Annotated in this window: 13 protein-coding genes, 1 pseudogene and 1 other annotated feature; of the genes and pseudogenes, 11 read left to right on the forward strand and 3 right to left on the reverse strand. The window is 51.1% G+C overall.

The genetic code is table 11. The features are described from left to right. Positions 1-107 precede the first annotated feature (107 nt). Together hisG and hisL are read right to left on the reverse strand one after the other, a co-directional pair. Positions 108-1,007 (reverse strand): ATP phosphoribosyltransferase, encoded by a 900-nt coding sequence (hisG, locus tag SK35_RS09030; protein WP_003834191.1) that lies wholly within the window; start codon positions 1,005-1,007, stop codon positions 108-110. Positions 1,008-1,051: 44 nt separating this feature from the next. Further along, positions 1,052-1,174 (reverse strand) — a sequence feature (His leader region). Continuing rightward, on the reverse strand, positions 1,150-1,197 hold the full coding sequence (hisL, locus tag SK35_RS09035) for a his operon leader peptide (protein ID WP_100250077.1): 48 nt from the start codon (positions 1,195-1,197) through the stop codon (positions 1,150-1,152). Its footprint overlaps the feature before it by 25 nt. 174 nt (positions 1,198-1,371) lie before the next feature. Here hisL and SK35_RS09040 point away from each other — a divergent pair, with 174 nt between their 5' ends. The 4 genes and pseudogenes from SK35_RS09040 to plaP all read left to right on the forward strand — a co-directional run bounded on the left by SK35_RS09040 (position 1,372) and on the right by plaP (position 4,798). Continuing rightward, a complete protein-coding gene (locus SK35_RS09040; RefSeq protein ID WP_048215985.1) occupies positions 1,372-2,196 on the forward strand; it encodes an SDR family oxidoreductase in 825 nt (274 codons plus the stop codon). Positions 2,197-2,237: 41 nt separating this feature from the next. Then, positions 2,238-3,222, forward strand: a pseudogene (locus tag SK35_RS09045) (LysR substrate-binding domain-containing protein). A gap of 162 nt (positions 3,223-3,384) precedes the next feature. Then, the gene (gene yoeI, locus SK35_RS27125) at positions 3,385-3,447 is read left to right on the forward strand and encodes a membrane protein YoeI (protein ID WP_099045591.1); all 63 of its coding nucleotides are present in this window, start codon (positions 3,385-3,387) and stop codon (positions 3,445-3,447) included. Next, positions 3,437-4,798: a putrescine/proton symporter PlaP gene (gene plaP, locus SK35_RS09055; RefSeq protein ID WP_003834188.1), complete on the forward strand. Its 1,362-nt coding sequence runs from the start codon at positions 3,437-3,439 to the stop codon at positions 4,796-4,798. The genes yoeI and plaP overlap by 11 nt, the downstream gene beginning before the upstream one ends. A gap of 59 nt (positions 4,799-4,857) precedes the next feature. On the opposite strand, the gene sbcB is transcribed toward plaP, so the two are convergent. Continuing rightward, the gene (gene sbcB / locus SK35_RS09060; RefSeq protein WP_048215987.1) at positions 4,858-6,282 is read right to left on the reverse strand and encodes an exodeoxyribonuclease I; all 1,425 of its coding nucleotides are present in this window, start codon (positions 6,280-6,282) and stop codon (positions 4,858-4,860) included. A gap of 399 nt (positions 6,283-6,681) precedes the next feature. Here sbcB and phsA point away from each other — a divergent pair, with 399 nt between their 5' ends. The 7 genes from phsA to SK35_RS09095 all read left to right on the forward strand — a co-directional run bounded on the left by phsA (position 6,682) and on the right by SK35_RS09095 (position 13,955). Next, positions 6,682-8,955 carry a thiosulfate reductase PhsA gene (gene phsA / locus SK35_RS09065; RefSeq protein WP_008785159.1) on the forward strand — a complete coding sequence of 758 codons (2,274 nt, stop codon included), beginning with the start codon at positions 6,682-6,684 and terminating at the stop codon, positions 8,953-8,955. Positions 8,956-8,969: 14 nt separating this feature from the next. Then, positions 8,970-9,548 carry a thiosulfate reductase electron transport protein PhsB gene (gene phsB, locus SK35_RS09070; protein WP_048215988.1) on the forward strand — a complete coding sequence of 193 codons (579 nt, stop codon included), beginning with the start codon at positions 8,970-8,972 and terminating at the stop codon, positions 9,546-9,548. Continuing rightward, entirely contained in the window at positions 9,545-10,312 is a 768-nt protein-coding gene (gene phsC / locus SK35_RS09075; RefSeq protein ID WP_048215989.1) for a thiosulfate reductase cytochrome B subunit, read from the forward strand. The genes phsB and phsC overlap by 4 nt, the downstream gene beginning before the upstream one ends. A 139-nt stretch (positions 10,313-10,451) precedes the next feature. Next, the gene (dacD, locus tag SK35_RS09080) at positions 10,452-11,624 is read left to right on the forward strand and encodes a serine-type D-Ala-D-Ala carboxypeptidase DacD (RefSeq protein WP_048215990.1); all 1,173 of its coding nucleotides are present in this window, start codon (positions 10,452-10,454) and stop codon (positions 11,622-11,624) included. Between the two features lie 123 nt (positions 11,625-11,747). Next, the gene (gene sbmC, locus SK35_RS09085) at positions 11,748-12,215 is read left to right on the forward strand and encodes a DNA gyrase inhibitor SbmC (protein ID WP_008785156.1); all 468 of its coding nucleotides are present in this window, start codon (positions 11,748-11,750) and stop codon (positions 12,213-12,215) included. Positions 12,216-12,322: 107 nt separating this feature from the next. Next, on the forward strand, positions 12,323-13,381 hold the full coding sequence (locus SK35_RS09090) for an FUSC family protein (protein WP_048215991.1): 1,059 nt from the start codon (positions 12,323-12,325) through the stop codon (positions 13,379-13,381). Positions 13,382-13,619: 238 nt separating this feature from the next. After that, positions 13,620-13,955, forward strand: a complete 336-nt coding sequence (locus SK35_RS09095; protein WP_003834176.1) for a DUF496 family protein — start codon at positions 13,620-13,622, stop codon at positions 13,953-13,955. The last annotated feature ends 7 nt before the right edge of the window (positions 13,956-13,962 follow it).

Consider the following 13,962-nt stretch of genomic DNA (forward strand, 5'->3'; position numbering starts at 1 on the left):
GTGTTGCCGGATGGCGGCGCTGCCTTATCCGGCCTACAAGACCCGTAATATCAATGATTGTGACAATTCTTGTAGGCCTGATAAGCGAAGCGCCATCAGGCATCAGATCACTCCATCATCTTCTCAATCGGCAACACCAGAATTGAGCTGGCACCGAGCGCTTTCAGTTTTTCCATTGTTTCCCAGAACAGGGTTTCGCTGCTGACCATGTGCATGGCAACGCGCTGCTGGTCGCCCGCCAGAGGCAGAATGGTAGGGCGCTCAGCGCCGGGCAGCAGGGCGATGACCTCGTCCAGACGCTCGCTCGGCGCGTGCATCATGATGTATTTGGATTCACGGGCCTGAATAACCCCCTGGATACGGGTTAGCAGTTTGTCGATCAGTTGTTGCTTGGCTTCGGCCATTTCGCCGTCGCGCTGAATCAGACAGGCTTTAGAGCGGTAGATCACTTCTACTTCGCGCAGACCGTTGGCTTCAAGCGTTGCGCCGGTGGACACCAGATCGCAAATCGCATCAGCCAGACCCGCACGGGGAGCGACTTCTACTGAGCCGTTTAACAGACAAGATTTAAACGAAACTCCTTTCTGATCGAGATAACGTTTGAGCAGGTGTGGGTAAGAGGTCGCGATACGTTTACCGTTCAGCGCTGCCGGGCCATCCCAGGCTTCATCAACCGGGGTAGCCAGCGAGAGACGGCAGCCGCCGAAGTCCAGACGGCGCAGGGTAAAATAGCGAGGGTCTTCACCCTGTGCCCGGCGGTTGAGCAGTTCCTCTTCCAGAACGTTTTCCCCGATGATGCCGAGGTCAACGACACCGTCCATCACCAGACCCGGGATATCGTCATCACGCACGCGCAGAATATCGATCGGCATGTTCTCCGCCATCGCAATCAGGCGCTGGGTGTGAAGATTAATTTTAATGCCGCAACGGGCCAGTAATTCGCGTGAATCATCGCTTAAGCGGCCTGATTTCTGCATAGCTATGCGTAAACGGGTGTTGTCTAACATTCTTTATTCCTCGTTATCCTGTCTGAATCAGTTTGGGTCACGCACAAAAAAAGCCCCCGGAAGAAATCTTCCGGGGGCTTTCTCATACGCTCATGCACCGCTGGAAGATTTAAACGTCTCCCAGCACACATCGCCTGAAAGACTAGTCAGGATGATGGTGATGATGGTGTTTGAATTGAGCGCGTGTCATAAATTTTCTCGATGAATGTTTATTCATTTGATGTCTTTTAACCTAAACCACTTTAGCTACGGAAAGCAAGGGCTTTTTTTGATCATTAATTCATTTCATATTGATACTATGAATTGTCAGCCACCGTGGGCTGGCGTAGCCTTGCGTTATAGGCCAAAAGTCAGGAGAGAAGGCATGAAAAAGGTCGCAATTGTCGGGTTAGGTTGGTTAGGCATGCCGTTAGCCATGTCGCTGGCGGCGAGAGGCTGGCAGGTTACCGGCAGCAAAACCACATTGGATGGGGTGGAAGCGGCCCGCATGAGCGGTATCGAGAGTTATTCGCTGCGCCTGGAACCTGAACTGGTCTGTGAGGCTGACGATCTCGATGCACTGATGGACGCCGATGCGCTGGTTATTACGCTGCCTGCGCGTCGTAGCGGTCCCGGGGAAGCATTTTACTTGCAGGCAATGCAGGAGCTGGTCGACAGCGCGCTGGCGTATCGGATCCCACGAATTATTTTTACCAGTTCGACGTCAGTCTATGGTGACGTTCAAGGCACAGTGAAAGAGGGGACTGCGCGTAATCCGGTCACGGCGAGCGGTCGTGTCCTGAAAGAACTTGAAGACTGGTTGCACAATTTGCCAGGCACGTCGGTGGATATTTTGCGTCTGGCCGGGTTGGTCGGTCCGGGAAGACATCCTGGTCGCTTCTTCGCTGGCAAGACGGCACCTGACGGACATCATGGCGTCAATCTGGTGCATCTGGACGATGTAGTTTCTGCCATCACGTTACTGCTGCATGCGCCTAAAGGGGGACACATCTATAATATATGTGCGCCTATGCATCCGGCGCGTAACGTGTTCTATCCGCAGATGGCCCGCCAGTTGGGGATGGAGCCGCCGGAATTTCGCGGCGGTACGGATAACGGTAAAGGTAAAGTCATTGATGGCAACCGTATTTGTAATGAGCTTGGGTTTGAGTACCAGTATCCTGACCCGCTGGTGATGCCGATGGAGTGACAGGCCAGCAGAGTGCCGCTGTATACCGCCAGGGGGCGAGTATGAAACCACTGCTGGACGTTCTTATCATCCTCGATGCATTAGAAAAAGAGGGCAGTTTCGCGGCGGCGTCGGCAAAATTGTTTAAGACGCCGTCTGCGCTCAGCTACACCGTCCATAAGCTGGAAAGTGATCTTAATATTCAGCTACTCGATCGCAGCGGACACCGGGCTAAGTTCACCCGCACCGGGCAGATGCTGCTGGAAAAGGGGCGGGAGGTGCTGCACACCGTCCGCGAACTTGAAAAGCAGGCGATTAAACTTCACGAAGGCTGGGAGAATGAACTGGTTATTGGCGTAGATGATACGTTTCCCTTTTCACTGCTGGCCCCACTCATCGAATCTTTCTATCAACACCACAGCGTGACGCGCCTGAAATTTATCAATGGCGTGCTGGGCGGCTCCTGGGATGCCCTCACTCAGGGGCGGGCGGATATTATTGTCGGTGCTATGCATGAACCGCCAGCGGGGAGTGAATTTGGCTTTGCGCGGCTGGGCGCTTTGGAACAGGTGTTTGTTGTTGCGCCGCATCACCCCCTGGCGCAGGAACAGGAACCATTACATCGGCGTACTATTCGACGTTTTCGCGCCATTGTGGTGGGAGATAATGCGCATCAAGCGAACATCTCCGGCGTTCAGGTGTTGGACGATCAGGAAGCGATTACCGTTTTTGACTTCAAAACCAAGCTGGAGCTGCAAATCAGCGGTCTGGGATGTGGATATATTCCACGTTATCTGGCGCAGCGATTTTTGGACAGCGGCGCGCTGATTGAGAAGAAAGTGGTCGGACAAATTCTGTTTGAACCCGTGTGGATAGGGTGGAATGAACAGACCGCCGGGTTGGCCAGTGCCTGGTGGCGGGATGAAATTTTAGCAAATAGTGCTATCGCGGGGGTGTATGTTAAAACGGCTGCTGACAAATCAATCAGTTAAGAAAAAATATTCTTTTGTGGCCGCTTCAATCTCTTGTTATTTCTCCCCAATTTAGGGCAAAATACGCCGCTTGCAAAAAATGACATTAACCGACGTTTTAATACGCGTCGGTTATTTTTTTGCATCAAACCAATCATTCATAAAAGAGGCCGGGCTTCGTACCGGATAGATACTTACTTAAAAATCGACAGTTGTTGTCGCTGAGGATTAACAAAAAATGGGGCAATTTTTTGCTTACGCGACGGTTTTCGCCGTAATGGGGGATAACCATGTCGCATAACGCTACTCCAAACACCTCTCGCGTGGAATTACGTAAAACGCTTACGCTGGTTCCGGTTGTCATGATGGGCCTTGCCTATATGCAGCCGATGACGCTGTTCGATACATTCGGTATCGTATCAGGAATGACCGATGGTCACGTCCCGACAGCTTACGCCTTTGCACTGATCGCCATCCTCTTTACCGCACTGAGTTACGGTAAACTGGTGCGTCGCTATCCGTCTGCAGGCTCTGCCTACACTTACGCCCAGAAATCCATTAGCCCGACCGTTGGCTTTATGGTGGGTTGGTCATCACTGCTGGACTACCTGTTCGCTCCGATGATCAACATTCTGTTGGCAAAAATTTATTTTGAAGCCCTGGTGCCGTCGATACCGTCATGGATATTCGTGGTGGCGCTGGTGGCCTTCATGACCGCCTTTAACCTGCGCAGCCTTAAATCCGTTGCGAATTTCAACACCGTAATCGTGTTGTTGCAGGTGGTGCTGATTGCAGTGATCCTCGGCATGGTCGTTTATGGCGTGTTCGAAGGGGAAGGTGCTGGTACATTGGCGAGCAGCCGTCCGTTCTGGTCAGGTGATGCACACGTGATCCCGATGATCACGGGCGCTACCATCCTGTGCTTCTCGTTCACCGGTTTTGACGGTATCAGCAACCTGTCAGAAGAAACCAAAGACGCTGAGCGCGTGATCCCGCGTGCGATTTTCCTGACTGCGCTGATTGGTGGCCTGATCTTTATCGTCTCCACCTATCTGTTGCAGCTGTACTTCCCAGATATCTCGCGCTTCAAAGATCCAGACGCTTCACAGCCGGAAATCATGCTGTACGTTGCCGGTAAGTTCTTCCAGGTTGGCGCGCTGATTTTCTCTACCATTACTGTACTGGCGTCCGGTATGGCGGCGCATGCAGGCGTAGCGCGTCTGATGTACGTGATGGGGCGTGACGGCGTGTTCCCGAAAAGTTTCTTCGGTTATGTACACCCGAAATGGCGTACTCCGTCTATGAACATCATTCTGGTTGGTGCGATTGCTCTGCTGGCAATCAACTTCGACCTGGTGATGGCGACGGCGCTGATTAACTTTGGTGCGCTGGTGGCGTTTACCTTCGTTAACCTGTCGGTGATCTCCCAGTTCTGGATCCGTGAGAAGCGTAACAAGACGCTGAAAGACCACTTCCAGTATCTGTTCCTGCCGATGTGCGGTGCGCTGACCGTTGGTGCGCTGTGGGTGAATCTGGAAGAAAGCTCAATGGTTCTGGGTCTGATCTGGGCTGGTATCGGTCTGATTTACCTGGCTTGTGTGACCAAAAGCTTCCGCAACCCGGTGCCGCAGTACGACGAAGATGTCGCGTAATAACGGTATTTAGCTGAAAAAAAACGGAGACAAGTTCTCCGTTTTTTTATACGTGGGATTTATACAATCTCTTCGGCGTACTGCCAGAGTGATTTCAGCAGCATCAACTTTTCTTTGTTATCCGCATATTGCTGGCTCAATAGCTGCAATTCATTGGCGTAATTTTGCAAAAACTCCGGTGTGAATACCTGGCGGCGATGGTCCAGCCAGCGTTGCTGTTCTGCTTCGTCCAGCGTTCCCGGGAAGTTACGTGCGCGGTAATTAAACAACAGTTTTTCAATGCGCTTATCGACAAAGGAGATATCCAGCGCCGGTAAATTGCGTGGTTCGGTTTCCAGAACGATTTTCATCGCCGCACGGTCAGCATCGCTGAAAAAGCCGTTATAAAGTTGGGCATCTACGTTATCTGATGGTGTAAAGGGTTCCGCATCGGCAAAGATCGCGACCACTTTGTCGCGTATCTGCGGATTTTCACGCAGAACTTTGAGATTATCCAGACAATGCTGGCGGTTAATGCCAAGACGGTCGGCATCTTCTGGACGCAGGGTATTAGCCTGTGCCAGTACCGGGCATTTGTTGATGTGCACCAGTTTAACCGGTACGGCCGGGTTATCACCCAGATCCGCTTTAGACGTGTAAAGCCGCTCGCGCAGGGCGTCACTGTCGAGTTCGAGCAGCGGTGAAATATCACCGGCTAAGTCGACCATAATAACCGCGTTACGATTCTCCGGATGCCACGCCAACGGCGCTACCCAACTGGTGTTGCCGCGCCATGCGCCGAACATACCAGAGACATGGACCAGCGGCTTCATTTGCGGGACATCAATCAGCGCCGCCAGCTTGTGTTTATTACGATGGCTGTAGAGATAATCAAACAGACGCGGCTGGCGCGACTTCACTAATTGCGCCATTGCGATTGTGGCGTATACGTCCGCCATCGCATCGTGAGCATTGGTATGCTCAATACCGTTGGCTTTGGTCAAATGCTCCAGTCGGAAGCTGGGTAAGCCGTCGTCGTTTTCCGGCCAGTTAATGCCTTCAGGGCGCAGGGCATAGCAGGCGCGCATCACATCCAGCAGATCCCAGCGCGAATTATCGTTCTGCCAGCTCCAGGCATAGGGATCGTAGAAATTGCGATACAGGATGTTGCGCGTCACCTCATCATCGAAGCGCACGTTGTTATAACCCAGGATACAGGTTTTCGGCACGGTGAACAGGGCGTGGATGCGTGCAGCAAAAGCGGCTTCATTTTCTCCCTTTTCACGTGCTTCCTGCGGTGTGATACCCGTAATCAACACCGCCTCAGGCTGCGGCAGATAATCGTCCGCGGGTTTGCAATAAAAGACTTCTGGTTCACCGATGATGTTGAAATCATTATCTGTGCGGATAGCCGCAAATTGCGCGGGTCTGTCCAGCGCCGGATGGGTACCAAAGGTCTCGTAATCGTGGAAGAGAAAACCAGGTTGCTGCTTGCCGTCATTCATTGTTCAGTTATGTCCGGGATCAATTTAGCGCTGGTTCAAGAATACCAAAAAATAGCGAGATAATCAGCTATGGCATTATCGAAGCTGGATTGTGTACGCAATAAAATTGAGATAAACAGGACATTAATGGAATTAATTAATAAATTCCGCACTGTTAAAATGAATTAAGGAAATAAAGTATCTTGAAGTTGCGGGTTTGTAAATAATCTAACTGATAACCATTATTGTTATTTCCCTTTTCTTTGCTGTGTTCTGGAAACTTTAAAAATCTTTTATAAACAATGGGTTTTTATTTATGTCAATTCGCTGTCATGCATTGTAATGAAATGTGATTGATGTAAAAAATAAATAATCTAAACGCCATATAATTATTGGATATATCTAATAACAGGAGGTTATATGAGTATTAGTCGGCGTAATTTTTTGCGAGGCGTGGGTATAGGCTGTTCAGCCTGTGCGATAGGCAGTTTCCCGCCTGGGGCACTGGCGCGAAATTCTCCAGAGAGTATCAAAGGGAAAACATCCCTGACGCCAAGTTTGTGCGAGATGTGTTCTTTTCGCTGCCCAATTCAGGCTCAGGTGATTAATAATAAAACGGTTTTTATTCAGGGGAACCCTAATGCGCCACAGCAGGGGACACGTGTCTGTGCTCGCGGCGGCAGCGGCGTTAGCCTGGTCAACGACCCTCATCGCATTGTTAAACCCATGAAACGCACAGGACCTCGCGGGAGCGGTGACTGGCAGGTTATTAGCTGGGAACAGGCGTATAAAGAAATTGCCGAAAAAATGACGGCAATAAAAACGCAATATGGTCCCCAGGGAGTCGTCTTCTCGTCTAAATCTGGCTCGCTGTCTGGCCATTTATTTCACCTCGCGACGGCTTTCGGGTCACCGAATACCTTTACTCACGCATCAACGTGTCCTGCCGGTAAAGCCATTGCCGCTAAAGTTATGATGGGTGGCGATTTAGCCATGGATATCGCCAATACCCGTTATATGGTCTCTTTTGGCCATAACCTCTATGAAGGGATCGAGGTTGCTGATACGCATGAGCTGATGACCGCGCAGGAGAAGGGGGCGAAGATGGTCAGCTTCGATCCCCGTTTGTCCGTATTCTCCAGCAAGGCGGATGAATGGCATGCGCTCAAGCCGGGCGGCGACTTACCGGTGCTGATGGCCATGTGTCACGTCATGATCAATGAAAATCTGTATGACGCGGACTTTGTTGCGCGCTACACCACGGGGTTTGAGCAGCTGGCAGAAGCGGTACAAGAGACCACGCCAGAATGGGCGCAGCAGCTCGCGGATGTGCCTGCTGATGTCATTGTTCGGGTCACCCGCGAAATGGCCGCCTGCGCGCCTCATGCCATCGTCAGTCCGGGCCATCGCGCGACGTTTTCGCAAGAAGAAATTGATATGCGGCGCATGATTTTTACCCTCAATGTGCTGCTTGGCAATATTGAGCGTGAAGGCGGTTTGTATCAGAAAAAAGCGGCGGCAACTTACAATAAGCTGGCTGGAGAGAAGGTCGCTCCGGTGCTGGCAAAACCCGATGTCAAATTACCCAAGCCAACGGCGCAGCGTATCGATCTGGTAGCCCCGCAGTTTAAGTACATCGCGGCGGGCGGTGGTGTGGTGCAAAGCATCATTGATGCTGTGTTAAACCAGACGCCTTATCCGGTGAAGGGATGGATTATGTCCCGACACAACCCTTTCCAAACCGTAACCTGTCGACCAGATCTGGTCAAAACCGTTGAACAGCTCGACCTTGTGGTCAGTTGTGATGTCTATTTAAGCGAAAGCGCGGCGTATGCCGACTACCTTTTGCCTGAATGTACTTACCTTGAGCGCGATGAAGAAGTTTCAGACATGTCGGGTCTGAATCCAGCCTATGCCCTGCGTCAGCAGGTAGTAGAACCTATTGGTGATGCGCGTCCGAGCTGGCAAATCTGGAAAGAGCTGGCCGTGCAGTTAGGCCTTGGCCAATTCTACCCATGGCAGGATATGCAAACGCGTCAGTTATACCAGCTTAATGGCGATCATGCGCTATCTGCTGAATTGCGTCAGAAAGGGTATCGGGAGTGGGGTGTTCCGTTGCTGCTGCGTGAACCTGAAGCGGTGCGTCAGTTTGTGGAACGCTATCCGGGCGCGGTGGCGGTTGACAGCGACGGTACCTATGGCGAGCAACTGCGCTTTAAATCTCCGTCAGGAAAAATCGAACTCTATTCCGAAGAGCTGGAAACGCTCCTGCCTGGCTACGGTATTCCGCGCGCGCGCAATTTTGCGCTTAAAGGCGACAGTGAACTCTATTTTATCCAGGGAAAAGTGGCGGTGCATACCAACGGTGCGACGCAATACGTGCCACTGCTTAGCGAGTTGATGTGGGATAACGCAGTGTGGATACACCCGCAAACGGCCCGTGAAAAAGGCATCAAAAGCGGCGATGACATCTGGCTGGAAAATGCGACCGGCAAGGAAAAAGGCAAAGCGCTGGTCACCGCCGGAATTCGGCCCGATACGCTGTTTGTTTATATGGGATTTGGCGCCAAGGCGGGAGCCAAAACCGCAGCGACAACGCACGGTATCCATTGCGGTAATTTGCTTCCGCATGTTACCAGTCCGGTTTCCGGTACGGTGGTCCACACCGCTGGCGTTACGCTTCGTCGGGCATGAGAAAGGAGAACATCATGAATCAATCTACAAACCCTTATGTCATGCTGCATGACGAGAAACGCTGTATCGGCTGTCAGGCATGCACGGTTGCCTGCAAAGTTCTGAATGATGTGCCAGAGGGATTTAGCCGTCTACAGGTGCAGATCCGTTCACCCGAACATGAACCCGAGGTACTGTCCCACTTCCAGTTTGTTCGCGTTTCCTGTCAGCATTGTGAAGATGCGCCTTGCGTCAGCGTTTGTCCGACCGGTGCATCATTTCGCGACGAAAATGGCATTGTGCAAGTGGATAAGTCTCGCTGTATTGGCTGTGACTACTGCGTTGCCGCTTGTCCGTTCCATGTCCGTTATCTCAATCCGCAAACGGGAATTGCCGACAAATGTAACTTCTGCGCAGATACCCGACTCGAGAGCGGTCACTCGCCCGCCTGCGTTTCCGTTTGTCCGACGGATGCGCTGAAATTTGGTCGTCGTGACGATCCGGAAATTCAGCACTGGATAAATCAAAAAGAGGTTTATCGCCAGCAGGATACGCGTAGCGGTCCGGTGAGTGTTTATCGGCGTAAAGAGATCCATCAGGAGGGTAAAGCATGAATTCTATCTGGGGAGCAGAGCTTAACTATGCGCCGGACTACTGGCCGCTGTGGCTCATTTATGCAGGCGTTGTTGTTGTACTGATGATTGCGGGCCTGGTTATGCACGCGCTGTTACGTCGGATGCTGGCACCCAAGACGGCAACCGGAGAAGAGCACCGGGATTACCTCTATTCTCTGGCAGTCCGCCGCTGGCACTGGGGTAATGCGCTGCTTTTTATCCTGCTTTTGCTGAGTGGCCTGTTTGGGCACTTCTCTGTCGGACCGGTGGCATTGATGGTGCAGATACATACCTGGTGCGGTTTCGCCTTGTTGGCCTTCTGGGTTGGTTTTGTGCTAATCAACGCAACCAGCGGCAACGGTTGTCATTACCGGGTGAAGTTTAATGGGTTGATATCACGCTGCTTGTTGCAAACGCGCTTTTATCTGTATGGCATCATGAAGGGTGAACCACACCCGTTTGCCGCAACGGCAGAGAGTAAATTTAACCCGCTACAACAGCTGGCTTATCTGGCCATCATGTATGCGCTGGTTCCGCTGCTAATCATCAGCGGGTTGTTATGCCTCTACCCGCAGGTGATAGGGGCAGGGCCTGTGATGCTGGTGCTGCATATGGTGTTGGCGATTGTCGGCTTACTGTTCATCTGTGCACATATTTACCTGTGCACGCTGGGTGACACGCCGGGGCAAATTTTCCGCAGCATGATAGATGGCTATCATCGTCATCGTAGCCATCACGCAGAAACGGCACCGCGCAAAGGGTAACGCCAGACGCGGTCGATATCTGAAATCCTTTCCTTACAGCAAGAAAATGTGCCTTATGTCACATTTTCTTGCAATTTATCCATGTTTGTTCGCCAGAACTTCCGTAAAAAGAACGGCTATTTCTCCATTTCCTGAGGACATGCTGTTGAAACGCCGTTTGTTTATTGCCGCTTCACTATTTGCGATGAGTTTTTCGCCCGCGTACGCGACTGACGTCGCCAGTTTCGCTCCACAGCCTCCAGCAATTAATGCCGGGGCGTGGGTATTAATGGATTACACCACGGGCCAAATCCTGACAGCCGGAAATGAACACCAGCAGCGCAACCCTGCCAGCCTGACCAAGCTGATGACCGGCTATGTTGTCGATCGCGCAATCGACAGCAAGCGTATTAGTCCGACAGATATTGTCACTGTAGGACGAGATGCCTGGGCGAAAGATAATCCGGTATTCGTCGGTTCATCCTTAATGTTCCTGAAAGAAGGGGATCGCGTTTCTGTGCGGGATCTGAGTCGCGGGTTAATTGTTGATTCCGGTAATGATGCCTGTGTGGCGCTGGCGGATTACATCGCCGGAGGGCAGCCGCAGTTTGTCGCGATGATGAACAACTATGTGCAAAAGCTGAACCTGCGGGACACGCATTTTGAAACGGTACATGGTCTGGATGCGCCAGGTCAGCATAGCTCAGCTTACGATCTGGCCGTGCTGTCGAGAGCTATCATCCATGGAGAGCCGGATTTCTACCATATGTACAGTGAAAAAAGCCTTACCTGGAACGGAATTACGCAGCAAAACCGTAACGGTTTGTTGTGGGATAAAACCATGAACGTCGATGGTCTGAAGACAGGACATACCTCCGGCGCTGGATTCAACCTGATTGCTTCTGCCGTTGATGGGCAGCGCCGCCTGATTGCAGTTGTGATGGGGGCGGAGAGTGCGAAAGGGCGTGAAGACCAGGCGCGAAAACTGCTGCAATGGGGACAACAGAGCTTCGATACCGTGCAGGTATTACGTAGCGGTAAGCAGGTTGGTATTGAACGGATCTGGTACGGCGATAAAGAAAAAATTAGCCTTGGTACAGAGCAGGATTTCTGGATGGCCCTGCCTAAAGCCGAAGTCGCTAATATCAAGGCAAAATATGTTCTTGATAAGAAAGAACTGGTTGCCCCCATTGCTGCCCATCAACGTGTGGGGGAAATTGAACTCTACGATCGGGATAAACTGGTGGCGCACTGGCCTCTGGTTACGCTGGAGTCTGTCAACGAAGGCGGTGTCTTCTCGCGTTTGAGCGATTACTTCCACCACAAGGCGTAGTTTTTCCTGATGTGCCTGACTGGCAAGAGTGCGAATCTGCTCACATAATAATCACTGATTCCTTGTGGCCGTCATACCTAAAAATTACACTGTATATAAATACAGTGTAATAACGGAGGTTATATGGAGTACGAGATAAAGCAGGTTGAGAAACGCATAATTGCCGGTTTCCATATGGTTGGACCGTGGGAACAAACGGTAAAGCAGGGTTTCGAGCAGTTAATGATGTGGGTCGACGGTAAGCAGATCGTACCGCTGGAATGGATAGCTGTTTATTACGACAATCCTGACGTTGTTCCGGCGGAAAAACTGCGTTGTGATACCGTGGTGTCTGTGCCTGAAGGTTTTGAGATCCCAGAAAACAGCGAAGGGGTGATCCAGACTGAACTGGCGGGGGGCGACTATGCTATCGCCGTTGCGCGCGTTGAAAATCATGACTTCGCGACGCCGTGGTATCAGTTCTTTGAGCGCCTGCTGCAGGATTCGACGTATGCGATAGCCGCTAAACCCTGCTTTGAAGTTTATATGAACAATGGCATGGAGGACGGTTACTGGGACATTGAAATGTACGTGCCGGTACAGTCGAAGTAACTGTTTTTGGTGTAAATCAGGATGAATGTCCTGGTCATCAGGGTGATGTTTTCACTTAAAAAACAGGTACAATTCTGTTCTTTGCAATTCCCTGACGGAGTGCATGAGTGCGTGCAGATAAGTCACTGAGTCCTTTTGAAATTCGTTTGTATCGTCATTATCGTGTGGTGCATGGTGTTCGCATTGCGCTGGCGTTTCTTTTTACTTTTCTGTTGGTTCGCCTGTTGAACATTCCTGAAGGTACATGGCCTCTGATTACGCTGGTGGTAATCATGGGGCCTATTTCCTTTTGGGGGAACGTTGTCCCCAGAGCGTTTGAGCGTATTGGCGGGACAATTCTGGGTTCGGTACTTGGGCTGGTGGCCCTGCGTCTGGAACTCTTTTCACTTCCGCTAATGCTGATATGGTGCGCGGTGGCGATGTTTCTCTGCGGCTGGCTGGCACTGGGTAAAAAGCCGTATCAGGCGTTGCTGATTGGTATAACGCTTGCGGTCGTTGTGGGTGCCCCCGCTGGAGATATGACCACAGCGTTATGGCGCGGTGGCGATGTTATTCTGGGTTCATTACTGGCAATGCTGTTTACCGGTATCTGGCCGCAGCGGGCATTTATACACTGGCGAATTCAGCTGGCGCATTGCGTAACGGGGTACAATCGAGTGTATCAGGCTGCGCTATCTCCCAACCTGCTGGAGCAACCGCGACTGGAGAAGCATTTACAACAGCTTTTAAGCGATGTTGTCAAAATGCGTGGGCTCATCGTTCCTGCCAGCAAAGAAACCCACATTCAAAAATCAATCTTTGAAGCTATTCAGACGGTTAATCGTAACCTGGTCTGCATGCTTGAGCTGCAAATCAATGCGCTCTGGGCCAGCCGTACCAGCCACTTTGTCATGTTGAATGCGCATACTTTGCGTGAAACACAGCTCAGGACACAACAGGCGTTACTGACGATAACCCACGCATTGTATGAAGGTAATCCACAACCGGTGCTTGCCAATACGGAAAAACTCAATGACACCGTGGTGGAGTTACGTCAGCTTATTGCTGAGCATAAGGGCGATAATGTCGCTGAAACGCCCATTCACGGCTACGTTTGGCTAAATATGGAAATGGCGCGACAGCTGGAGTTGCTCTCTCATTTGATCTGTCGCGCGCTGCGCAAATAAAGAGCAGATGAGGGGATTGGTTCTACTGCTGCTTCGATTCAGCAACGAATAGAGGTATGATACTGAAAAAGGCTAAAACCATTGGTAACTGCAATGGCTTTACCCTCGATAATTCAGGTTTCAACCATGCATGGTCGATGCAGATGCAACTTGAAGTATGGCGGGCATGAAAGTAATGTTGACCCACTTTAGCCGTTGTTTTAACGAATCCGAATCTCACATTATCAGGGGTGTAAAAATGGAAACTACCAAGCCTTCTTTCCAGGACGTGCTGGAATTTGTTCGTCTGTTCCGTCGTAAAAACAAACTGCAACGTGAAATCCAGGACGTTGAGAAAAAGATCCGTGACAACCAGAAACGTGTTCTGCTGCTGGACAACCTGAGCGACTACATCAAGCCTGGAATGAGCGTGGAAGCGATTCAGGGCATTATCGCCAGCATGAAAAGCGATTATGAAGATCGTGTTGATGATTACATCATCAAAAACGCTGAGATCTCTAAAGAGCGCCGCGACATCTCTAAAAAGCTGAAAGCGATGGGCGAAGTGAAAAACGGCGAAGCGAAAGCCGAGTAACGATTTT

This window comes from Citrobacter sp. MGH105 (assembly GCF_001037485.2).
Lineage (GTDB): Bacteria > Pseudomonadota > Gammaproteobacteria > Enterobacterales > Enterobacteriaceae > Citrobacter > Citrobacter portucalensis.

Excerpts from the sequence above, each read along its gene's own strand:
- sbmC (WP_008785156.1), top strand. The coding sequence starts at position 11,748 with ATGGAGTACGAGATAAAGCAGGTTGAGAAACGCATAATTGCCGGTTTC.
- phsA (WP_008785159.1), top strand. The coding sequence starts at position 6,682 with ATGAGTATTAGTCGGCGTAATTTTTTGCGAGGCGTGGGTATAGGCTGT.
- SK35_RS09040 (WP_048215985.1), top strand. The coding sequence starts at position 1,372 with ATGAAAAAGGTCGCAATTGTCGGGTTAGGTTGGTTAGGCATGCCGTTA.
- dacD (WP_048215990.1), top strand. The coding sequence starts at position 10,452 with ATGCTGTTGAAACGCCGTTTGTTTATTGCCGCTTCACTATTTGCGATG.
- phsB (WP_048215988.1), top strand. The coding sequence starts at position 8,970 with ATGAATCAATCTACAAACCCTTATGTCATGCTGCATGACGAGAAACGC.
- sbcB (WP_048215987.1), bottom strand. The coding sequence starts at position 6,282 with ATGAATGACGGCAAGCAGCAACCTGGTTTTCTCTTCCACGATTACGAG.
- plaP (WP_003834188.1), top strand. The coding sequence starts at position 3,437 with ATGTCGCATAACGCTACTCCAAACACCTCTCGCGTGGAATTACGTAAA.
- hisG (WP_003834191.1), bottom strand. The coding sequence starts at position 1,007 with ATGTTAGACAACACCCGTTTACGCATAGCTATGCAGAAATCAGGCCGC.
- SK35_RS09095 (WP_003834176.1), top strand. The coding sequence starts at position 13,620 with ATGGAAACTACCAAGCCTTCTTTCCAGGACGTGCTGGAATTTGTTCGT.
- phsC (WP_048215989.1), top strand. The coding sequence starts at position 9,545 with ATGAATTCTATCTGGGGAGCAGAGCTTAACTATGCGCCGGACTACTGG.